Genomic DNA, 21,526 nt, shown 5'->3' on the forward strand with positions numbered 1-21,526 from the left:
CAGCGATGTTTACGTAAACATCCTGGTTCACACGAAGGAGTGGACATGGCGATCAGCGCGGCACCGTCAGCTGGAGGCGTCAGGGTGCGCCGGGTCCGGCGACGCTCGTGGCGGGCGTGGACGTTCATCGGCCCGTTCATGCTCGTCTTCGCGCTGGTCTTCCTCGCTCCCATCGCGTACTCGATCGTCATCAGCCTGTTCCGCGACCAGCTCGTCGGTGGCTCGGTGTTCGTCGGGCTGGAGAACTACAGCCGCGCGCTCAACGACCCGCAGTTCTGGTCCGCGCTCGGCCGGGTCAGCATCTTCCTGGTCGTCCAGGTGCCCGTCATGCTCGGCATCTCGCTCTTCGTCGCCATGGCGGTGGACAGCGCCCGCCTGTACGGCTCGAACTTCTTCCGGATCTCCATCTTCCTGCCCTATGCCGTCCCCGCCGTCGTCGCGGCGCTGATGTGGGGCTTCATGTACGGCACCCGGTTCGGGCTCGTCGGCAACATCAACGACGCCTTCGGCATCTCGCTGCCCGCCCCGCTGTCCCCGGAGTTCGTGCTGCTCGCGATCGGCAACATCGTCACGTGGGAGTTCGTCGGCTACAACATGCTGATCTTCTACTCCGCGCTGCGGGTCATCCCCACCTCCCTGTACGAGGCGGCGGAGATCGACGGCGCCGGCCAGTGGCGCGTCGTCCGGTCCATCAAGCTCCCGGCGATCCGCGGCGCGGTGGTGATCGCGACGATCTTCTCGATCATCGGCAGCTTCCAGCTCTTCAACGAGCCGAGCATCCTGCAGAGCCTTGCGCCCAACGCCATCACCACGTACTTCACCCCCAACCTGTACGCCTACAACCTGTCCTTCGCGGGACAGCAGTACAACTACGCCGCGACCGTCGCGATCATCATGGGCCTGCTCACCATGGTCGTCGCCTACGCCGTCCAGCTGCGCGGCATGCGCCGGGAGGCCTGAGCCATGACCGTCGACGTCACCACCACCTCGCAGCCCGCCACCCAGGCCAGGCGCCGTCGCCTCACGACGCTGCGTCCCCGCGTCGTCTCGCGCGAGCGGCCCCGCCGCAGCGCCGTGCTCACCGCCGTCACGGGCATCGTGCTGGTCTACAGCCTGGTGCCGCTCGTGTGGCTCTTCGTCAACGCGACGAAGACCCAGGAGGGCCTGCTGTCCTCCTTCGGGCTGTGGTTCGCGGACGACTTCGCACTCTGGGACAACATCGTCCAGACGCTCAGCTACGACGACGGCATCTTCCTGCGCTGGTTCGCCAACACCCTGCTCTACGTCGTCGCCGGCGCCGGTGGCGCCACCGTGCTGGCGATCATCGGGGGCTACGCCCTGGCGAAGTTCGACTTCCCCGGCAAGCGAGGCGTCTTCGCCGTCGTCATCGGGGCGATCGCCGTTCCCGGCACCGCGCTGGCGGTCCCCACCTTCCTCATGTTCAGCCGCATGGGACTGACGAACACGCCGTGGGCCGTCATCATCCCCTCCCTCATCTCGCCCTTCGGGCTCTACCTCATGTGGACCTTCGCGTCCGAGGCAATCCCCACCGAGCTGCTCGAGGCGGCGCGCATGGATGGGGCGGGGGAGTGGCGCACCTTCCTCTCGATCAGTCTCCGTCTCCTCGCCCCCGGCATCGTCACCGTCGTCCTGTTCACCACCGTGGCGACCTGGAACAACTACTTCCTGCCGCTCATCATGCTCAAGGACCCCGACTGGTACCCCCTGACGATCGGCCTCAACGCCTGGAACGCGCAGGCGGCGACGGCGGGTGGCGAGGCGATCTTCCACCTCGTCATCACGGGCTCCCTGCTCACGATCGTCCCCCTGATCGCCGCCTTCCTCCTCCTCCAGCGGTACTGGCAGTCCGGCCTGGCCGCCGGAAGCGTCAAGGAGTAGGCGCCTCCCAGCCCGCCGAAGTTCCTCCAACCCCCAATGAAGTGAGAGGTCACCCCATGTCCCGAACCCGATCGCGCCGCACCGTCGCCGGTGTCGCGCTCCTGACGTCAGCCGCTCTCGCGCTGAGCGGCTGCGGCGGTGGCGCCGACGACGGCCGCACCGGTGGCGGTGACGCGCCCGCCGGCGAGGTCGACCTCGACGCCGTCCTCGAGGAGGGCGGATCCCTGACCGTCTGGGCCTGGGAGCCCACCCTCGAGCAGGTCGTGGAGGACTTCACGGCCGAGTACCCGAACGTCGAGATCGACCTCGTCAACGCCGGCACCGGCAACGACCAGTACACCGCGCTGCAGAACGCCATGGCCGCCGGCAGCGGCGTGCCGGACGTCGCGCAGGTCGAGTACTACGCGCTCGGCCAGTTCTCCCTCGCCGGCGACCTCGCCGACCTGTCTGCGTTCGGTGCCGGTGAGCTCGACGGCACCTTCACGCCCGGGCCGTGGGCCGCGGTCTCCTCCGGTGACGGCATTGTCGGCCTGCCCATGGACTCCGGTCCCATGGCGATGTTCTACAACGCCGACCTGTTCGAGGAGCACGGCATCGAGGTGCCCACGACGTGGGAAGAGTTCCGCGAGGCGGGCCGCACCCTCAAGGAGGCCGACCCCGGCATCTACATCACCAACGACACCGGTGACGCCGGCTTCACCACCAGCCTCATCTGGCAGGCCGGTGGCCAGCCCTTCCAGGCCGACGGCACCGACGTCACCGTCGACCTCGCCGACGAGGGCAGCACGACCTTCGCCTCGTTCTGGGACACCATGATCGACGAGGAGCTCGTCGCCCCGATCAGCTCCTGGAGCGACGAGTGGTACCAGAGCCTGGGCAACGGATCCATCGCGACCCTCGTCACCGGAGCCTGGATGCCGGCGAACCTCGAGTCCGGCGTCCCAGGCGCCTCCGGCTCCTTCCGGGTCGCCCCGATGCCCCAGTGGGAGGACGGCGGCACGGCGAGCGCGGAGAACGGTGGCAGCTCCCTCGCCGTCCCGGCGGCGAGCAGCAACCCGGAGCTCGCGTACGCGTTCCTCGAGTACGCCAACGTCGGTGACGGCGTGCAGACCCGCGTGGACCTGGGAGCCTTCCCCGCCACCACGGCCCACATCGAGGCCGAGGAGTTCCTCAACGCCGAGTTCGAGTACTTCGGCGGCCAGCAGGCGAACCAGGTGTTCGCCGAGTCTGCGGCCAACGTCGTCGAGGGCTGGCAGTACCTGCCCTACCAGGTCTACGCCAACAGCGTCTTCAACGACTCCGTCGGCCAGGCCTACGTCTCCGACACGACGGTGGCCGAGGGGCTCGCCGCGTGGCAGGACGCCATCGTCTCCTACGGCAACGACCAGGGCTTCACCGTCTCCACTCCCTGACCCAGCCCGGAGGCGCGCCCACCCAGCTGGTGGGCGCGCCCCCGTGCACGACTTCGCCCGCCCAGCGGGAACCCACCGACGAGGCGCGGCTCTGCCCTGCCCTGAACCACCCCAAGAGGAGCGATGAGCAGCTTCGAGATCGGCCAGGAGCACTTCGTGCTTGACGGCCGAGAGCACCAGATCATCTCCGGCGCGATGCACTACTTCCGCATCCACCCCGACCAGTGGGAGGGGCGCATCGCCACCGCCAAGGCGATGGGGCTCAACACGATCGAGACGTACGTCGCCTGGAACTTCCACTCCGCGCAGCGCGGTGAGTTCCGCCTCGACGGGCAACGGGATCTCACGCGCTTCCTGCGCCTCGTGCAGGACGCGGGGATGCACGCGATCGTCCGGCCGGGCCCGTACATCTGCGCGGAGTGGGACAACGGTGGCATCCCGGCGTGGTTGCTCGCGGACCCGGACGTGCAGATGCGTCGCGACGAGCCGCGCTACCTGGCAGCCGTGCAGGAGTACATGGACGCGTTGCTGCCGGTGATCGCGCCGCTCCAGGTGCACCGGGGTGGACCGGTGCTCATGATCCAGGTCGAGAACGAGTACGGCGCCTACGGCGAGGACAAGGTCTACCTCCGCAAGCTCGTGGACATGCTGCGTGGCGGCGGTATCACCGTCCCGCTCTTCACCTGCGACCAGGCCGACGACGAGATGCTCTCCCGCGGCGGGCTGCCCGAGCTGCACCGCACGGCGACCTTCGGCTCGCGAAGCCTGGAGCGGCTGCAGACCCTGCGGCGCCACCAGACCACCGGGCCCCTCATGTGCATGGAGTACTGGAACGGCTGGTTCGACGCCTGGGGCGAGGACCACCACGTCACCGACCCGCACGGGACCGGTGACGACCTGCGCGAGCTGCTGAGCGCCGGAGCCTCGGTCAACCTCTACATGGTCCACGGCGGTACGAACTTCGGTTTCACCAGCGGGGCGAACGACAAGGGCAGCTACCGCCCGACCATCACGTCCTACGACTACGACGCGCCCATGGCCGAGGACGGCACACCGACCCCCAAGTACGACGCCATGCAGGCCGTCATCCGCACCCACCGCGGGCTCGGGGCGCACCCTGTACGGCGGCGGACGCCGGCCCCGACCTTCGTGGTCACCCAGCCCGCGTCGACGACGTCGCTGTGGGCCTTCGTGGACCGCCACACCCCCTGGGGGGAGTATGAGGAGGCGCCCACGCACGAGCAGATCGGTGCGCTCTCCGGCTTCTCCCTCTACCGCACCTGGCTGGACCTGCCGGCTGCCGCGCTGCTCACCATCGGGGAAGCACGGGACCGGGTGCAGGTGTTCGTCAACCGGCAGCCCGTCGCCGTGCTCGACCGGGCCGAGGGTGCCAGAGCCGTCTACCTCCCGGCGACGGGACGCGCGACGGTCGAGCTGCTCGTCGAGGACCAGGGACGCGTGAACTACGGGCCCCGGATCGGTGAGCCCAAGGGCGTCATCGGGCCGGTCCTCGTCGACGGCCGGCCGGTCCACGGCTGGCAGGCTGCCGCGCTCCCGATCGAGCAGTGGGCGGCGGAGGCGGCCTCCACGCCAGGCACCCCGGCGACGGCGCCCGGCATCGGTGGCCCCGCCCTGTCCGTCTGGCACCTGGACGGCCAGGTGCCGGCCGACCTGTTCCTCGAGACGAGCGGCTTCGGCAAGGGTATGGCCTGGTTCAACGACTGGAACCTCGGCCGCTACTGGGGCAAGGGCCCCCAGGAGACCCTCTACGTCCCCGCGCCGCTGGTCCGGGAAGAGGGCAACACGCTCGTGGTGCTGGAGCTCAGCGGAGCCGCCGACGCCGCCGCCCGTTTCGTCCCCGGACCACGCTGGTCGACCACGACCGCGGACTGAGGGCGGGGCCACCGCCCTGCCCGGCCGAGCGGCGCACCTGCGCCGCTCGGCCATCACGGCCGGCGCACCTGCGTCGGATCCACCAACGACGGAAGGATCTGTGATGACGACGTCACGACCATGGCGGAGTGGAGTGGCGCTCACAGCGGGCGCCGCGCTCGTCGCCGGCGGAGTACTTGCCGTGGACAGCGGGGCCGCGCCAGCCGCGCAGGCGGTCACCGAGGGTGTCACCGTGACGCCCAACCCGTGGTACGCCGGGGCGCCCTTCGAGGGCTGGGGGACCAGCCTGGTGTGGATGGCCAACGCGACCGGTGGCTACCCCGACGAGCTGCGCGAGGAGCTGTACCAAGCCGTCTTCGGCGACGACGGCATGAACCTCAACATCGCGCGGTACAACGTCGGCGGTGGCCACGCCTCGGACGTCACCGACTACCTGCGCCCCGGCGGCGCCGTCGAGGGCTACTGGGCCGAGGACACCACCGGTGACCTCTACGGGGCCCCGACGACCGTGGAGAACCGCGACGCGGTGCTCAACGCATGGGACCCGGACAACCCGGAGCACTACGACCTCACGGCGGACCCCACCCAGCGCTGGTGGGTCGAGCGACTGGTGGAGGACGAGCGGATCAGCCACTGGGAGGTCTTCGCCAACTCCGCGCCGTACTTCATGACGGAGAACGGCTACGTCTCCGGCGGCTTCAACGGCAACGACGAGAACCTCAACCCGGCGGCGATGGAGAAGTTCGCCGGCTACCTCGTCACTGTCGCCGAGCTCCTCGAGGACGAGTACGGCCTCGACGTCGCGACCATCGACCCGTTCAACGAGCCGAACACCAACTACTGGTCCACCACGCTGGGCCCGAACGGCAACCCGACCGGCGGGCGGCAGGAGGGCATGCACGTCGGCCCGCAGCGACAGGTCGACATGATCGCCGCGCTCGACGATCGGCTCTCCACGGCTGAGACCGACGCCGTCATCTCGGCGATGGACGAGACGAACCCCAGCACCTTCGCCCGGAACTGGAACGCCTACACCCCCGAGGCCCGCGCCGCCGTCGAGCAGATGAACGTCCACACCTACGGCACCGGTGACCGCCGGGTCGTGCGCGACCTCGCGAAGTCGGCCGACACGCGGCTGTGGCAGAGCGAGATCGAGGGCAACTGGTACAACAACGGCTTCAACCCGGCGGCCATCGAGAACGGCCTGGGCATCGCCGAGCGTATCCAGAGCGACCTGCGCGAGCTCGAACCCGGTGCCTGGGTGCTCTGGCAGCCGGTCGAGGACCTCTACAACATGGAACCGACCGGGGAGAACCTCAACTGGGGCTCGGTCTTCATCGACTTCGACTGCGCTCCCGGTGAGGACGGCGTCTGGCGCTCGGCCCGCCGCGTGGCCGATGCCGACGGCGACCTCCCCCAGGTTCCCGAGTGCGAGATCATCGTGGGCTCCAAGTTCGCCGCGGTCCAGCACTTCACCCACTACATCGAGCCCGGTGACCGCATCATCGCGACCGACTCCACCGCGACCACCGCGGCAGTCTCCGAGGACGGCGAGAGCGTGACGCTCGTCTACCGCAACACCGCCGCGGAGACGCGAGACCTCACCGTCGACCTCACCCGCTTCGCGGAGCTCGCGCCGGACGCCACCGTCCGCACGGTCACCACCACCGAGGGCACCGAGGCAGACCCGCTCGCCAACGCGCTCGTCGAGGGTGCGCCGCAGGCGGTCTCCGGTGACCAGGTCACCGTGTCGGCGCCGGCCGAGTCGATCACCACCGTCGTCATCGACGGTGTCTCCGGCGTGGCCGACGAGGCCGCGCCCGTCACGGACGGCGGTACCTACCAGTTCGTCGGCGTCCAGAGCGGCAAGCCGCTGAGCGTCGGTGAGACCCACACGACGGTCATCCAGTCCAGTGCGACCACCCCGGAGGAGGTGGCGCAGCAGCTCTGGACCGTTCGCGAGGCGCCGACGGACGTACGCTCCGACGTCCGCCCATACGTGCTGACCACGGAGGACGGCCGGGTCCTCGGGGCCACCTCGGCCGGCACGGACCTACGCACCATGTCCGTCGAGGAGGCCCTGACCACGGGCGAGACCCGATGGATGCTCACCACCGAGGACGGCACCACCTGGTCCCTCGTCAACGAGGCGCTGAGCCAGGCGCTGGACGTCAACGGGCAGTCCTCCGCGGACGGCACCCAGGTCGGGACCTGGACCTCCGGCGGCGGGGCGCACCAGCGCTGGACGGCGCGCGACACCGCCGCCACCGGGAGCGAGCTCGTGGAGGCCCGCACCCTCGCCGGCATCGCGCCCAGCCTCCCGCAGACCGTGACTCCCACCTACACGTGGGGGACCGGTCAGCCCGCCCCCGTCGTCTGGGACCTCCCGGGCGAGGACGTCTGGGAGACCACAGGTGAGGTCGTGGTCACCGGGACGGCGACCGACGTGTACGGCAACGAGGTGCCCGCCCAGGCGGTCGTCGTCGTCGGCGGGCACACGCTCACCGACCCGGTGTCGCTCACGGTGCGGACCGGTGTGAGCGCCGAGGCGGTCGCCGATGCAGCACCGGAGACGGTGCCCGCACGCACCGGCGCCTCGCTCATCACCTTCCCGGTGGACGTCACCTGGGACTTCACCGGGCTCGAGGCCGAGGACCTCGCCGAGGTCGGCGTCGTCACCGTGCCCGGCACGGCCCGGTCGAACGAGCCCGGGGCGGAGCTGGACGCGACCCTGTCCGTCGTCGTCACCGAGCCGGCGCCCTTCAACATCGCACCGCTCGACTCGACGTCGGTCTCCGCGACCTTCACCGAGCCGGGCTACGACGTCAACAGGACCCGCGACGAGGTGCTCGGCGACAAGGCCTGGTCCAACTGGAGGAGCGGGACGAAGAACACGTCCGACACCTTCACCTACGAGTTCGACGAGGTGGAGGACCTGCATGCCGCGACGATCCACTTCTACCGCGATGGCAGCAGCCTCTCGTGGGCACAGAGCGTCACGGCCGAGTACCTCGACGCGGCCGGCGAGTGGCAGGCCGTCCCGGGCTACGAGACCCCTCAGCCGGTCGTGGTTCCGGAGGACGGGACCGCTCCGGTGGTCACCCTGGACCTGTCCGACACAGCAGGGACCACTGGACTGCGGGTCGTGATGAACGCCCCGGCCAACACCCACATGGTCGTCTCCGAGGTCGAGGTACTCGCGCTCGGACCGGGCGCCGCGTCCGTCGCGGACCTCGCCGCCCTGCGGGTTGACGGCACGCCGGTCGCCGGGTTCGCGCCCGACGTCACGCAGTACACGGTGACCGCCGAGGGCGAGCGGCTCCCCGTTGTCACGGCGTTCGCGGTCGACGAGGCGGCGACCGTCGAGGTGGTCCAACCGACCGCCGAGAGCCCGCGCGCCGTCGTGACCGTCGTGTCCGAGGACGGCGAGGTCACCCGTGAGTACACCGTCGATGTCGAGCGGCAGCTGTTCCTCACCCAGCCGCAGCTCGTCGGCGAGGTCGTCGAGGGCCGGGTGGTCGCCGCTCACGTCGAGTCCGACCCGGCCGACGCAGACCTCACCTACCGGTGGGTGCTCGACGGCACCGTCGTCCAGGGCGCGAGCGGCCCCTGGCTGCTCCTCCCGGACGGCACCGCCAGCTCGTCGCTCCAGGTCGTCGTGACCGGCAGCGCGGACGGGTTCCTTGCCGGCGAGGCCGCCTCCGAGGAGTACGTCGTGGCCGCCGCGCCGGTCGACGTGCCCGGCGAGGACGACGGCTCGACCCCGCCCCCGGACGCGCCGGGCGAGGTCGAGACGCCGCAGGGCCCGAACAGCCCGGCGGACGGCGAGGGAGCGGTCGACGGTGAGGACCCGGACGGCGGGCGGCTGCCGTCCACCGGTGCCGGCGACGTCACCGTGCTGCTCCTCGTGACCGTGGCCCTGCTCGCGGGAGGCCTGGGGCCCACGCTGCGTCGTCGGAACATCAGCTGACGACCCAGCGGTGACCCAGCAGTGAGGGAGGGCCGGTGGCGAGCACGCCACCGGCCCTTCCTGCGCCATCCCGCCGGGCAGGTCCCGAGGTCCTTCGGGCACTGAGCCGGTGGCGTGGGACGATGGCCCGAAACACGTCAGCAGGAGGACCGATGGACCGCGCCGAGCTCGCGACCACCGGCGGCCCGCGCGCCGCCATCGCCCGCGCCGTCACCGACCACGCGGAGGCGGTCGTCTCCCTGGCCCGCGCGATCCACGAGTGGCCCGAGCTCGCCTTCACCGAGCACCGCGCGGCCGCGGCGATCACCGAGCTGCTCGCCCGGGAGGGCTTTACCGTCGCGCGCGGCGTCGCCGAGATGCCCACCGCCTTCACCGCCACCGTGGGGCAGGGACCGCTCACCATCGCGATCTGCGTCGAGTACGACGCGCTGCCGAGCGTGGGGCACGCGTGCGGGCACAACCTCATCGCCGGCGCCGGGGTGGCGGCGGCGCTCGCCCTGCGGCCGGTGGCGGACGAGCTGGGACTGCGTGTCGTCGTCGTCGGCGCGCCCGCCGAGGAGCACGGCGGCGGCAAGGTCCTCCTCCTCGAGCGCGGCGTCCTCGACGACGTCGACCTCGCGCTCATGGTCCACGCCCTGCCCGCCAACCACGGCTTCAACCCCCAGGGCACGACGACGCAGGCCGTGGGCCGCTACCGCGCCACCTTCCGCGGGCGCGGGTCCCACGCGGCCGCCGCACCGCACCGCGGCGTCAACGCGGCCGACGCCGCCGTCGTCGCGCAGGTGGCGATCGGGCTGCTGCGCCAGCAGATCCCCGGGGACCACCGCGTCTCCGCCGTCGTCGCCCACGGCGGGGACGCGACGAACATCATCCCGGAGACGGCGATCGTCGACTTCGAGTGCCGCGCCTTCACCATGCCCGAGTACGAGAGCCTGCTCGAGCGGGTGCGCCGCTGCTTCGAGGCCGGGGCGCTCGCCACCGGGGCGACGCTCCAGATCGCGCCCACCGAGCCGGTCTACGAGCCGCTCGTCCACGACGACGTCCTGTGCCGTCACTGGGCCGGCGCGCTCGAGACGCTCGGCTACGACGCCACCCCGGGCAGCGGCCCGCGCGGCGGGTCCACCGACATGGGCAACGTCTCCCGCGTCGTTCCCTCGATCCACCCGTGGGTGAGCCTGCCCAACACCGAGTCGGCCATCCACACCGCCGACTTCGCCCGCGCCGCCGACGAGGACCCGGCCTACGACACCATGCTCGACGCCGGGACGGCCATGGCCCTGACCGTCGCCTCCGTGGCCGCCTCCGAGCAGGACGTCGCCGCGCTGCGCGCGCGCAGGGCCGAGCTCGCTCAGGCCGCTGCGGGGGCCATGTAGAGGAGCTCCCAGATGTGGCCGTCGGGGTCGGTGACGGCCGCGCCGTACATCTCCTCGCCCTCTGGGCCGCTCATCTCGCCCGGCGCCACCGGGTAGGTGTGCCGCCCGCCGCCGTTCGCGAGGGCCGCCGCGACGAAGGCGTCGGCCTCCTCCCGGCTCTCCATCGACAGGCAGCTGATGAGCTGGGTGGACCGGCGCGGGTCGGCGATCGGGGTCGTGACGAAGTCGGCGAAGCGGGTGTGGTCCAGCGCCATGACGAAGATCGTGGGGGAGACGACGACGCACAGGCAGTGCTCGTCGGAGTACGTCTCGTCCACCGCGAAGCCCACGCCGGTGTAGAAGCGACGCGTCGCGGCCAGGTCCCGCACGGGCAGGTTGACGAAGAGCATGCGGTCCATGGCGGGTGTCCTCCCTCGGTGGGCGGCCACCTGCCGCCCTCACCGTGACCGACCCGCGCCGGCCACGGAACTCGTCGCGGGCGCGGGCGATGAGTTCCGGCGTTGTCGTCGGTCGGTAGCGGGGACGAGAGGAGCACCCCATGCCCGAGATGAGCACCTGCCTGTGGTTCGACACCGAGGCCCTGGAGGCCGCAGAGCTCTACACGTCCGTCTTCCCCCGCTCGGAGATCGTCGAGGTCATGCGGTGGGGCGAGAACAACCCCGAGCGCGCCGGGCAGCCGCTGTCGGTGACCTTCCGCCTCGACGGGCGCGACTTCGTCGCCCTCAACGGCGGACCGGGACGACCCTTCACCGAGGCGGTGTCGATCATGGTCGGCTGCGCGGACCAGGCCGAGGTGGACCACTACTGGTCCCGGCTGCTCGAGGGCGGGGGCCGGGAGTCGATGTGCGGCTGGCTCGCCGACCGCTACGGGCTGTCGTGGCAGATCGTGCCCACCCGCCTGCTCGAGCTCATGCACGACCCCGACCCGCAGCGCGCCGGCCGGGTCGCGGCCGCGATGATGCAGATGGTGAAGATCGACCTCGCCGAGATCGAGCGGGCGGCCGCATGAGCGCCGTCGTCGGCACCCGTCGGACAAGACGGGGAGGGGTGACAGGGGCCGACGGCGGCCCCTACCGTCGTGGCATGGCCGCCTCACAGACCGAGCAGCCGGCGCTCGCGGACGAGCCCGCGCCGCGACCGGCCGTCACGGCGGGTGACGTCGCCGAGCTGCTCGAGCCGCTGCGCCGCGAGATCCTCGCCCACTGCTACCGGATGACCGGCTCGGTCCACGATGCCGAGGACCTCGTCCAGGAGACCTACCTGCGGGCGTGGCGGGCCTTCCACGGCTTCGAGAACCGCTCGTCGCTGCGCACGTGGGTCTTCCGCATCGCGACCAACGCCTGCCTCACCCACCTCGAGGGCCGCAAGCGCCGACCGCTGCCCACCGGCCTGGGTGCGCCGGCGGCCGACCCGCACGAGCGGCCGCTGCCGGAGGTGGGCGTCTCCTGGCTCGAGCCGATGCCCGACGACCTCCTGTGGTCCCAGGGCCAGCCCGACCCGGCCGCCCAGGTGGTGAGCCGCGACAGCGTCCGGCTCGCCTTCGTCGCCGCGCTCCAGCACCTCACCGCCCAGCAGCGCGCCGTCCTGCTCCTGCGCGACGTCCTCGCCTGGCGCGCCCGGGAGGTGGCCGAGGCGCTCGACCTCACCGTGGCCGGCGTCAACTCCACCCTCCAGCGGGCGCGCGCCCGGGTGGCGGAGATCGACCCCGAGGAGCCGCCGCAGCTGCCGGACGACGAGCGCCGCCGCGCCCTGCTGCGCGCCTACGTCGAGGCCTTCGAGGCCTACGACGTCGCCGCGATCGTCGACCTCCTCGCCGCCGACGTCGTGTGGGAGATGCCCCCGTACCCCGAGTGGTACCGGGGCGCACGGAACGTCGGCACGCTCATCAGCACCTGGTGCCCCGCCCAGCGCGCGGGGGACATGCGGATGCTGCCGACCTCCGCGAACGGCTCGCCGGTCCTGGCGCTCTACATGCGGGAGGACGACGGCGTGCACCGCGCCTTCCAGCTCCAGCACGTCGTGCCCGGGCCCGACGGCGTGGCCCGGGTGACCGCCTTCTTCGGCCCCGAGCTCTTCGCCCACTTCGCCCTGCCGCCCGAGCTCCCGCCGCGGTAGCCGGGCTGCTGCGCCCCTCGCCCGGGCGCCGGGGTCAGGCGGTGGTGCGCGGGGCGTACATGATGACGGCGACGCCGGCGAGGCACAGCAGCGCGCCGGTGACGTCCCAGCGGTCGGGTCGGAAGCCGTCGACGACCATGCCCCACACGAGCGAGCCCGCGACGAACACCCCGCCGTAGGCCGCGAGGATCCGCCCGAAGTTCGCGTCGGGCTGCAGGGCGGCGAAGAAGCCGTAGATCCCGAGCGCCACGACACCCGCGCCGATCCACACCCAGCCGCGGTGCTCGCGCACGCCCTGCCAGATGAGCCAGGCGCCGCCGATCTCGAAGAGCGCGGCCCCGCCGAAGAGCGCGACCGAGCGCAGGACGTCCACCGGCTCAGCCCGCGAAGGGGAGGACCGGCAGCCCCGGCACGTCCACCGCGGCGGCGAAGAGGGCGCCGGCGCGCGGTGCGTCGTCGCCTTCCTGGGAGGTCGTGATGAAGAGGTCGGTGAGGCTCGGGCCGCCGAGCGTGCAGGCGGTGACGCCCGTGACCGGCAGCTCGATCGTCTCGAGCAGCTCGCCGTCGGGGGAGTAGCGGCGCACCTGGCCGGCGCCGTTCATCGCCACCCAGAACGTGCCCTGGGAGTCGACGACGAGACCGTCACCCACGCCGTCGTCGTCCCCGAAGGTGACGAGCGGGCGGCGCTCGCCCAGCACCCCGCCGTCGACGTCGAACACGTCGATGCGGCCCGGCCCGCTGTCGGCGTAGTAGGCGCGGGTGTGGTCGGGGGAGAACCCGAGCCCGTTGGAGATCGAGACGGGGTCGAGGACGACCTCCGTGCCGCCGTCGGGCAGGACCCGGTAGAGGCGACCGCCGTCGTCGGAGCCGTCCCGGGCCATCGAGCCGACGTACAGGCTGCCGTCCGGGGCGGCGCCGCCCTCGTTCATCCGCTCGTTCTCGCGGTCGGTGAGCGTGATCTCCCGGGTGGGCGTGCCGGTCATGTCGTCGGCGAGGGCGACGCCCTTCTCCGTGGCGACGACGTAGCCCCCGTCCACGCGCGGGCGCACCATCGCCGCGACCTTGCCGACGGTGATCCGGTCCACCTCGCCGTCGTCGCGCAGGGTGAGGATCCCGCCGGCGTGCATGTCGACGAAGCGCAGGCCTCCCCACTCGAGGGACCACACCGGCCCCTCGCCGTGGAATGTGACGACGTCGGTGAGCTGCTCCACGTTTCGCATGCCGCTAGTCTTGCCGACACTCCGGCCGTTGTCAGGGCGGCTCCGCGGGAGGGGCTACCGTGGCGCGGTGAAGCGCCGCCTGCTCGACGTCCGCCCCCTGCGCGTGAGTGCGGCGTACCGACGGCTGTGGGTGGGGACCTCGCTGTCCGCGGTCGGCGGGCAGATCGCCTCGGTGGCGGTGCTCTTCCAGGTGTGGGAGATGACGCACAGCCCGGTGTGGACCGGCGCCGTGGGGCTCGCGCGGGCGGTGCCGCTCGTCGTGCTGGGGCTCGTGGGCGGGGCACTCGCCGACGCCGTCGACCGCCGCTCGCTCGTGCGGTGGACGATGGTCGCGCAGGTCGTCACCGCGCTGGGCCTGGCCGTGCAGGCCCTGCTGGGCCTGGAGTCGCTGGCCGTGCTGCTCCTCCTCGTCGCCACCCAGGCGGCGTTCGGGGCGCTCGGCGCACCGGCGCAGCGCACCTTCCCGGTGCGGCTGCTCGGCCGCGAGCTCGTGGCGGCGGGGATCGCGCTGCAGCACCTGAGCTTCCAGGCCTCGATGCTCGTGGGGCCGGCGCTCGCGGGTGTCGTCCTCGGGCAGTGGGGGCTCACGCCGCCGTACCTCGTCCAGGCCGTCGCGTTCCTCGCCGCCCTCTACGCCGTCGTCCGCCTGCCGGCGATGCCGCCCACCGGGCAGGCGAGCGGGCGGGGGCCGCGTGCCGTCGTCGAGGGGATGCGGTACATCGTGGGGCGGCCCGTGCTCAGCGGCCTGTACGTCACCGACCTCGTCGCAACCCTCCTCGCCATGCCGATCGCGCTGTTCCCCGTCATCAACGAGGAGCGCTTCGGCGGCGACGCGGAGACGCTCGGGCTGTTCCTCAGCGCGGTCGCGGTCGGTGGGGTGGTCGCCGGCTTCGCCTCGGGAACGGTCACCCGCTCCGACCGGCCCGGCCTGGTCCAGCTGTGGGCCGCGGGCACGTGGGGCGCGGCGCTCGCCGTCTTCGGGCTGGTGGGGCCGCTGTGGCTGGCGCTCGCGGCACTGGTCGTCGCCGGCGCGGCGGACACCGTCTCCGTGATCTCCCGCGGTGCGGCCGTCCAGCTCGCCACGCCCGACAGCCACCGCGGGCGGGTGACCTCGGTGGAGCACGTCATCGGCGTCGCCGGTCCGGAGATCGGCAACTTCCGCGCCGGCGTCGTCGCGGGAGCGACGAGCGCCGCCTTCGCCGCCGCGTCCGGCGGCCTGGCGTGCCTGGCGGGCATCGTCGTCGTCGCCGCCGTGAACCGCCCGCTGCGCCAGTTCCGCATCAGCCGCGACGTCCCCACCCCCGACGACGGCGCACGCCCCGCGTAGGCGCGCGCCTACGATCGGGGGGTGAGCACCGACGTCGTCGAGATCCAGACCGCGCACGGGCCGGCGCGGGTGCACGTGCACCCCGCCGCCGACGCGCGCGGGCTGCTCATGCTCGGGCACGGTGCCGGCGGCGGGGTCGAGGCGCCCGACCTGCGCACCGCCACGGCCGTCGCCACCGAGCTGGGCTGGGCCGTCGCACTCGTCGAGCAGCCCTACCGGGTGGCCGGCCGCCGTGCCCCGGCACCCGCGAAGCAGCTGGACGCCGCGTGGGCCGACGTCGCCCTCCACCTGCGCGCCGGCCCCTTTGCGGGGCTGCCGCTCGTCGTCGGCGGACGCTCCTCGGGGGCGCGGGTCGCGTGCCGCACCGCCCAGGTGCTCGGCGCCGTCGGCGTCCTGTGCCTGGCCTTCCCGCTCCAGCCGCCCGGGAAGAACGAGCGGCCCAGCCGGCTGCCCGAGCTCGAGGGGGCGGGCATGCCCACGCTCGTCGTCCAGGGCGAGCGCGACGCCTTCGGGATGCCGCCGGAGGGACCCGACCGGTCCGTCGTCGTCGTGGCCGGCGACCACAGCCTCAAGAAGGACCAGGCCACCATCGGCGCGGCGGTGCGCACGTGGCTGACGGGGCTCACGCCGTCGTCGTGAGATGCCCGCTCGCCCGACCCGGGCGAGACTCGTCGGGAAGCCGACGGAAGGACGCACCATGACCATCCACGTGGAGCCCGGCACGATCGTGCTGTACTCCGACGTCGCGTGCGGGTGGGCGACGCTCGCCCTGCACCGCTTCTACGCCGCCCGCGCGGAGGCGGGGCTGGAGGACGCCGTCCGCGTGGACCACCGGTTGTTCCTGCTCGAGGACGTCAACGCCTTCCCGCTGCCGCTCGACTTCGTCTCGAACGAGGTGCCGGTCTTCGCCGAGCTGGCCCCGGACTTCGGCTTCCAGCGCTGGCAGGGCAAGGAGTCGGAGTGGCCCGTGACCACGCTGCTCGCCAACGAGGCTGTCCACGCCGCCAAGGCGCAGGGCCCGGCCGCCTCCGAGGAGCTCGACCTCGCGCTGCGCCGCGCGCTCTTCGCCGAGAGCCGCACGGTGAGCATGCTGCACGAGATCCTCGACGTCGCCGAGTCCTGCCCCTCCGTCGACGTCGCCGTCTTGCGGGAGGCGCTCGACGACGGCCGCGCCCGCGGGCCGATGATGCGCGACTACCGCGCCCACCGGGAGGAGATCCAGGGCAGCCCGCACTTCTTCCTCGCCGACGGCAGCGACGTCCACAACCCGGGCATCGAGTTCCACCTCGAGGACGACGCGCCCGTCGTCGACAGCGACGACACCGACGCGATGGCCCGACTCGTGCGCCAGGCCGCCGGCGCCCACTGACCCCGCACCGACAAGGAGATGCCATGAAGCTCGGCTACAAGCTCGCCGCGGAGGCCTACGGCCCCGAGGAGCTCATCCGCCAGGCCGTGCGCGCCGAGGAGGTCGGCTACGACTTCGTCGAGATCAGCGACCACTTCCACCCCTGGCTCGACAACCAGGGCCACAGCCCCTTCGCCTGGTCGGTCCTCGCCGCCATCGCCGCCCGCACCGAGCGCATCGGCCTCGTCACCGGCGTCACGTGCCCGACCATGCGGTACCACCCGGCGATCGTCGCCCAGGCCGCGGCGACGACGGCGCTCATCTCCGGTGGCCGCTTCACCCTGGGCGTGGGCTCGGGGGAACGGCTCAACGAGCACGTCGTCGGCAAGGCGTGGCCCTCGGCGACCGTGCGCCAGGACATGCTGCGCGAGGCGCTGGAGATCATCCGGCTGCTGTGGCAGGGCGGTTACCAGAGCTACGACGGGCGCTACCTCCAGCTCGAGGACGCCCGCGTCTTCGACCTTCCCGAGGAGCTGCCGCGCATCGCCGTCGCGGCCGGCGGCCCGCAGGCGGCGCGGCTGGCCGGCGAGCTCGGGGACGGCCTGTTCACCACCGAGCCCGACCCCTCGCTCATCGAGGAGTTCCGCGGCGCGGGCGGGAACGGGCCGCTGTACGCCGAGGCGCCGCTCGCCTACGCGGCCACCGAGGACGAGGCCGCCGCCCACGCGCTGGAGACCAGCCGCTGGGCGCTCACCGGGTGGAAGGTGATGTCCGAGCTGCCCAACCCGGTGAACTTCGACGCCGCCACGGCCACTGTCCGCGAGGAGGACGTGCGCGAGCAGTTCGCCTGCGGGCCCGACGTCGAGCGGCACCTCACGACGATCCGCCAGTTCACCGACGCGGGCTACGACCACGTGGTCACGATGAACGTCGGCCCGGACCCCGACGCGTTCCTCGACTTCTTCGGCTCCGAGCTGCGGCCGCACTTGCTTGGCTGAGGGGCCCTACGGTGCGGGGCGGACCAGCTCGGCGGGCACGACGTCCACCGGGAAGGGGGCGGTGAGGGCCGCCCGGTCCGCTCCGCGCGCGTGCGCCGTGGTGACGTACCCGCCGTCGTCGTCGAGGTCCAGCGCGAGGAGGGACGGCTCCGCCGGGTCGACGACCCAGTAGGACTGCACGCCGCTCTCCTCGTACTTTGAGCGCTTGAGCAGGAGGTCCTTGCGCCGCGTGGAGGGGGAGAGGACCTCGACGGCGAGCACGAGCGGCGCGGTGATGTTCTTGACCTCCACGTCCTCGTTCCGGACGACGAGCAGGTCCGGCTGGAGCGACGTGCGGCGGTCGGGCCGCCAGTCGACGGGGGAGAGGAAGACCTCGTAGCCGGGTGGGCAGGCCGCGCGCAGCACGACGTAGAGGTTGCCGATCGCCCGCTGGTGGGCCAGCACGGGTGCCGGGGTCACGAGCAGCAGCCCGTCGAGCAGCTCGTACTGCAGACCGTCGTCGGGGAGGCGGTCGAGGTCATCGACCGTCCACTCCTCGCCGGTGCGCGGCATCACCGTCATGACGCCCATCGTGCTCCCTTCGCTGGTCCCTGTCACTGGTGGGTGGAGCACAGGGACACCCCGGACTACGGCGCCGCCGCCCCGGGCTCAGGGTTCGACGTCGTCGGCGTCCTCGGCACCGGCGGCGGCGAGCACACGCTCGCCCAGCGCCGTCTCCAGGCTCTCGAGGAGGAGGTAGACGACGCCTGCGGCGAAGGGCGCCAAGGCCCACACGGCCGCGTGGGACATGAGCGTGCCGAGGAGCCACGTCGCCCCCAGCCCGCCGAGGACGGACACGATGTTGAGGCTCGTGCCCACCGCCAGGACGTGCGACCGGTGCTGCGGCATCGGACGGCGGAACCCGCGGGAGAGCACCGCCTCGAGCAGCGTGAAGGACAGCACCGCCCCGGTGGCGAAGAGGAAGATCATCCCGGGATCGGGCGTACCCACGGTCGCCTGGAGCATCCCGAGCTCACCGTCACGAGGATCGAGAACCCGAAGGTCGTGCTCTCCCGGCCCACAGTGCTCCTCAGCCCCCGCACCACCGTGCTCGTGCTCCGGCCGTCCTCGTCGTCCCTGGCCACCTCGTGCTCCTTCCCTCTGCCGACCTGGCTCCCGGCAGGTTCGCACCGAACGCCGGGTACCGCCCGTCGCAGGGGGCGACGCCCGGTGCCCGTAGGCTGTGGGGCGGGCTCGGGGGAGCCGCTCATGGACCAGTCGTGGAACGGGTGAGGCATGTCAAAGGGTGCTGCGCGCAGCCGGGGCAAGCAGCTGGCGTGGATGGTGCCGACGGCGCTGGTGGCGCTCGTCGTCGTCGTGCTCCTCGCACGGTGGCTGCGCGAGGTGCCGGCCGTGGCCGGGTTCATCAACGACTACCCAGGCACCACCGAGCTGCCGGAGACGGCGCCGGTCGGGCTGCCGGCGTGGGTGGGCTGGCAGCACTTCCTCAACGCCTTCCTCCTCGTCTTCATCGTCCGCAGCGGCTGGCTCATCCGCACGACCCAGCGCCCCAAGGGGCACTGGCAACCGAGGAGGCCCGCGCGCGGGAAGAAGCCGGTGCGCATCAGCCTCAACCTGTGGCTCCACCTCGCCGCGGACGTGCTGTGGACCCTCAACGGGCTCGTCTTCGTCGTCCTCATCTTCGTCACCGGCCACTGGATGCGGCTCGTGCCGACGAGCTGGGACGTCTTCCCCCACGCGCTGTCGGTGGGCATCCAGTACCTGTCCCTCGACTGGCCGACCCACGGCAGCTGGGTCAACTACAACGCCCTCCAGCTGCTCTTCTACTTCCTCACCGTCTTCGTCGCGGCGCCGCTGGCACTGGTCACCGGGCTGCGGATGTCCCCGGTGTGGCCCGCGAGCTGGCGCTTCGTGCCGATGAGCCTGGCCCGGGCGCTGCACTTCCCGCTCATGGTCTACTTCGTCGCCTTCACGGTCGTCCACGTGACGCTCGTGCTGGCCACCGACGCCCAGGGCAACCTCAACCACATGTTCGCCGCCCGCAACGACGGCAGCTGGCTCGGCCTCGTCTACTTCGGCATCGCCCTGGCGCTCATGGTCGCGGCCTGGGTGCTGGCCAAGCCCGTCTTCACCCAGCCGGTCGCCGCGCTCACCGGGAAGGTCACCCGGTAGCGCGGCAGCCCCTGCAGGTCAGGTGTTCGGCTCCTCCGCGGAGATGTCGGCGAGGGCCGAGGTCGGGTCGCGGTCGATGGCGAGGTCGCCGATCGACAGGATGCCCACGAGACTGCCGCCTTGAAGCACGGGGATGCGCCGCACGGCCCGCTCGCGCATGAGCCGCACCGCCTCTGCGGCGTCGGTGTCCGGCGTCGTCGTCACGAGGTCCTGGCTGCAGGCCTGACGCACCGGGTCCTCGGGGGAGCGGCCGGCCGCGACGATGCGCACGACGATGTCCCGGTCGGTGACGATCCCGACCACCTCGCCGTCGTCGACGACGACGACGGCGCCCACGTCGCCCGACGCGAGCAGCTCGGCGGCGTCCCGAACGGTGCGGTTCGCCTCGATCGTCGTGGGGTTGGGGGTCATGCTCTCTGCGACGGTCCCGGCCATGGCTGTCTCCCTGGTGGTGTGTCTGCGGTCACATCCAGGGTGGGCCGGGCAGCTCGCGTGCGCATCCGGGAATGCCGCGGCGGGGGCGGTGGTTGGACCAGGTGACCGGCCCGGTTTCACACCCCCGGGCTCCAACACAAGCCGCTACGAGCGGCCACTCGCCGTGAGGCGGTTGGCCGGGCCGGTCCCCTACTCGCAGCCCACGCCGTCACCGTCGCGGTCGAGGTGACGGGCGTAGCCGGGGTCTCCGGCGTAGACGGGCGCGGCTCCCGCCTCGCGGGCCGCCGTGCAGTTCTTGTAGTAGGCGCTCCCGCCCGACGACGACGGCGCCTCGGCCTGTGCCGCGCTCTCCCGCTCGGCGCGGGCTCCTTCCTCGGCGCGGGCGGCCTCCTCGGCCGCGCGGGCAGCCTCCTCGGCCGCCGCGCGCTCGGCCTCCTCGGCGGCGCGCCGCTCGGCCTCCTCGCGTGCCAGCCGCTCGGCCTCCTCGCGCGCGAGCCGCTCCTCCTCCGCGGCCCGCTCGTCCGCCATGGTCTCCTCGGCCTCGGCCACCCGCGTGGTCCACGCCTCGACGTCGTCGCGCAGCGTCCACCGCTCACCGGTGAACGCGACGAGCGGGAAGGTCGTGTCGTCGCCGTCGAGAAGCGTGGCGAGGGCGGCACCGGCGGCGGCCACCGTCGCGGCCTCCGCCGACCAGCGGTCGATCTCCTCGAGCGTCCCGCTCCTGACACCGGCCTCGAGCTGCTCGACCTCCTCGCCGTAGGCGCGGACCTGGGCGGGCAGCGTGCACGTCGTCGTCTCCGAGAAGAGCCCCAGCCCCTCGACCTCGGCGGCCTGCTGCGCGGTGAGGACGGCGTCGTAGAAGCGCCGGTTGGGCTCCTCGACGACGGCGACGCCCAGTCCCGCCCGGGCGATCTCCTCGTTGACGAGCGCGCCCTCGTCGAGCACGCCGGCGAGCGTGTGGCCCTCGTTGTCGACCCGCTCCTCGTCGTACTCCAGCGTCACCTCGGTGCCGGGCGGGATCCGCTCGGCGAGGAAGGCGACGGCCTCGTCGTGGAGGCACTCCCCGGCGTCGGGGGTGAGGACGTTGAGCAGGCGCACCCGCTGCTTCTCGCCGTCCACGACGACGTCGACCGTGTGGCCGTCCACGACCGCCGCCACGGTCGTGCTCGTCTCCGGGCCGCCGGCCACGGCGACACCGCCGACGACGAGGAGGGCGGCAGTGACGATGCCGACGCCGAGCTTGTGATGGCTGAGGAACGCGCGGGCGTCGGACATGGGTGGGCCTTCCGGGAGCGGGCGCGGCCGGGCACCGCTCGCGCGGCCGCATCGCTCGCACGATCGGCCGTGGCGAGGCGGAGATGAGG

At 72.4% G+C, this 21,526-nt stretch carries 20 protein-coding genes; 13 read left to right on the forward strand and 7 right to left on the reverse strand.

Translation table 11 applies throughout. The features are described 5' to 3' along the window. Positions 1-45 precede the first annotated feature (45 nt). From AA0005_RS07785 to AA0005_RS07810, 6 genes are all read left to right on the forward strand, one after another. Positions 46-960: a carbohydrate ABC transporter permease gene (locus AA0005_RS07785; protein ID WP_413452841.1), complete on the forward strand. Its 915-nt coding sequence runs from the start codon at positions 46-48 to the stop codon at positions 958-960. 3 nt (positions 961-963) lie between these two features. After that, on the forward strand, positions 964-1,899 hold the full coding sequence (locus tag AA0005_RS07790) for a carbohydrate ABC transporter permease (RefSeq protein WP_413452842.1): 936 nt from the start codon (positions 964-966) through the stop codon (positions 1,897-1,899). A 56-nt stretch (positions 1,900-1,955) separates the two neighbouring features. After that, on the forward strand, positions 1,956-3,311 hold the full coding sequence (locus AA0005_RS07795; protein ID WP_413452843.1) for an ABC transporter substrate-binding protein: 1,356 nt from the start codon (positions 1,956-1,958) through the stop codon (positions 3,309-3,311). A gap of 123 nt (positions 3,312-3,434) precedes the next feature. After that, on the forward strand, positions 3,435-5,204 hold the full coding sequence (locus tag AA0005_RS07800) for a glycoside hydrolase family 35 protein (RefSeq protein WP_413452844.1): 1,770 nt from the start codon (positions 3,435-3,437) through the stop codon (positions 5,202-5,204). A 232-nt stretch (positions 5,205-5,436) separates the two neighbouring features. Then, positions 5,437-9,174 carry an RICIN domain-containing protein gene (locus tag AA0005_RS07805; RefSeq protein ID WP_413452845.1) on the forward strand — a complete coding sequence of 1,246 codons (3,738 nt, stop codon included), beginning with the start codon at positions 5,437-5,439 and terminating at the stop codon, positions 9,172-9,174. Positions 9,175-9,326: 152 nt separating this feature from the next. After that, positions 9,327-10,547: an amidohydrolase gene (locus tag AA0005_RS07810; protein WP_413452846.1), complete on the forward strand. Its 1,221-nt coding sequence runs from the start codon at positions 9,327-9,329 to the stop codon at positions 10,545-10,547. Here the strand turns inward: AA0005_RS07810 and AA0005_RS07815 are convergent. After that, positions 10,523-10,945, reverse strand: a complete 423-nt coding sequence (locus AA0005_RS07815) for a VOC family protein (RefSeq protein ID WP_413452847.1) — start codon at positions 10,943-10,945, stop codon at positions 10,523-10,525. The genes AA0005_RS07810 and AA0005_RS07815 overlap by 25 nt on opposite strands. A 140-nt stretch (positions 10,946-11,085) precedes the next feature. On the opposite strand from AA0005_RS07815, the gene AA0005_RS07820 reads away from it, so the two are divergent. Next, positions 11,086-11,556 carry a VOC family protein gene (locus tag AA0005_RS07820; RefSeq protein ID WP_413452848.1) on the forward strand — a complete coding sequence of 157 codons (471 nt, stop codon included), beginning with the start codon at positions 11,086-11,088 and terminating at the stop codon, positions 11,554-11,556. A gap of 74 nt (positions 11,557-11,630) precedes the next feature. Continuing rightward, on the forward strand, positions 11,631-12,662 hold the full coding sequence (locus tag AA0005_RS07825; protein ID WP_413452849.1) for a sigma-70 family RNA polymerase sigma factor: 1,032 nt from the start codon (positions 11,631-11,633) through the stop codon (positions 12,660-12,662). 34 nt (positions 12,663-12,696) lie between these two features. Here the strand turns inward: AA0005_RS07825 and AA0005_RS07830 are convergent, their stop codons facing one another. Next, a complete protein-coding gene (locus tag AA0005_RS07830; RefSeq protein ID WP_413452850.1) occupies positions 12,697-13,035 on the reverse strand; it encodes a YnfA family protein in 339 nt (112 codons plus the stop codon). Positions 13,036-13,039: 4 nt separating this feature from the next. Then, the gene (locus tag AA0005_RS07835) at positions 13,040-13,882 is read right to left on the reverse strand and encodes an SMP-30/gluconolactonase/LRE family protein (protein WP_413452851.1); all 843 of its coding nucleotides are present in this window, start codon (positions 13,880-13,882) and stop codon (positions 13,040-13,042) included. A gap of 67 nt (positions 13,883-13,949) precedes the next feature. Here AA0005_RS07835 and AA0005_RS07840 point away from each other — a divergent pair, with 67 nt between their 5' ends. Genes AA0005_RS07840 through AA0005_RS07855 form a run of 4 tightly spaced genes read left to right on the forward strand, consistent with a single transcriptional unit; the run spans position 13,950 to position 17,555 of the window. Further along, positions 13,950-15,209 (forward strand): MFS transporter, encoded by a 1,260-nt coding sequence (locus tag AA0005_RS07840; RefSeq protein ID WP_413452852.1) that lies wholly within the window; start codon positions 13,950-13,952, stop codon positions 15,207-15,209. A 21-nt stretch (positions 15,210-15,230) separates the two neighbouring features. Continuing rightward, the gene (locus AA0005_RS07845; protein WP_413452853.1) at positions 15,231-15,848 is read left to right on the forward strand and encodes an alpha/beta family hydrolase; all 618 of its coding nucleotides are present in this window, start codon (positions 15,231-15,233) and stop codon (positions 15,846-15,848) included. 58 nt (positions 15,849-15,906) lie between these two features. Continuing rightward, positions 15,907-16,578: a DsbA family protein gene (locus AA0005_RS07850; protein ID WP_413452854.1), complete on the forward strand. Its 672-nt coding sequence runs from the start codon at positions 15,907-15,909 to the stop codon at positions 16,576-16,578. Between the two features lie 23 nt (positions 16,579-16,601). Continuing rightward, a complete protein-coding gene (locus AA0005_RS07855; protein WP_413452855.1) occupies positions 16,602-17,555 on the forward strand; it encodes an LLM class F420-dependent oxidoreductase in 954 nt (317 codons plus the stop codon). A gap of 6 nt (positions 17,556-17,561) precedes the next feature. Here AA0005_RS07855 and AA0005_RS07860 read toward each other — a convergent pair whose 3' ends face one another. Next, complete coding sequence (locus AA0005_RS07860; RefSeq protein ID WP_413452856.1) at positions 17,562-18,116, reverse strand: Uma2 family endonuclease; 555 nt, start codon at positions 18,114-18,116, stop codon at positions 17,562-17,564. Positions 18,117-18,203: 87 nt separating this feature from the next. Further along, complete coding sequence (locus AA0005_RS07865; protein WP_413452857.1) at positions 18,204-18,560, reverse strand: hypothetical protein; 357 nt, start codon at positions 18,558-18,560, stop codon at positions 18,204-18,206. A gap of 270 nt (positions 18,561-18,830) precedes the next feature. Here AA0005_RS07865 and AA0005_RS07870 point away from each other — a divergent pair, with 270 nt between their 5' ends. Further along, the gene (locus AA0005_RS07870) at positions 18,831-19,727 is read left to right on the forward strand and encodes a cytochrome b/b6 domain-containing protein (RefSeq protein WP_413452858.1); all 897 of its coding nucleotides are present in this window, start codon (positions 18,831-18,833) and stop codon (positions 19,725-19,727) included. A gap of 18 nt (positions 19,728-19,745) precedes the next feature. On the opposite strand, the gene AA0005_RS07875 is transcribed toward AA0005_RS07870, so the two are convergent. Then, on the reverse strand, positions 19,746-20,162 hold the full coding sequence (locus tag AA0005_RS07875) for a CBS domain-containing protein (protein WP_413452859.1): 417 nt from the start codon (positions 20,160-20,162) through the stop codon (positions 19,746-19,748). A gap of 189 nt (positions 20,163-20,351) precedes the next feature. After that, complete coding sequence (locus tag AA0005_RS07880; RefSeq protein ID WP_413452860.1) at positions 20,352-21,437, reverse strand: excalibur calcium-binding domain-containing protein; 1,086 nt, start codon at positions 21,435-21,437, stop codon at positions 20,352-20,354. Positions 21,438-21,526 lie beyond the last annotated feature (89 nt).

It is taken from the genome of Georgenia phoenicis, from assembly GCF_047302425.1.
Classification (GTDB): Bacteria; Actinomycetota; Actinomycetes; order Actinomycetales; family Actinomycetaceae; genus Oceanitalea.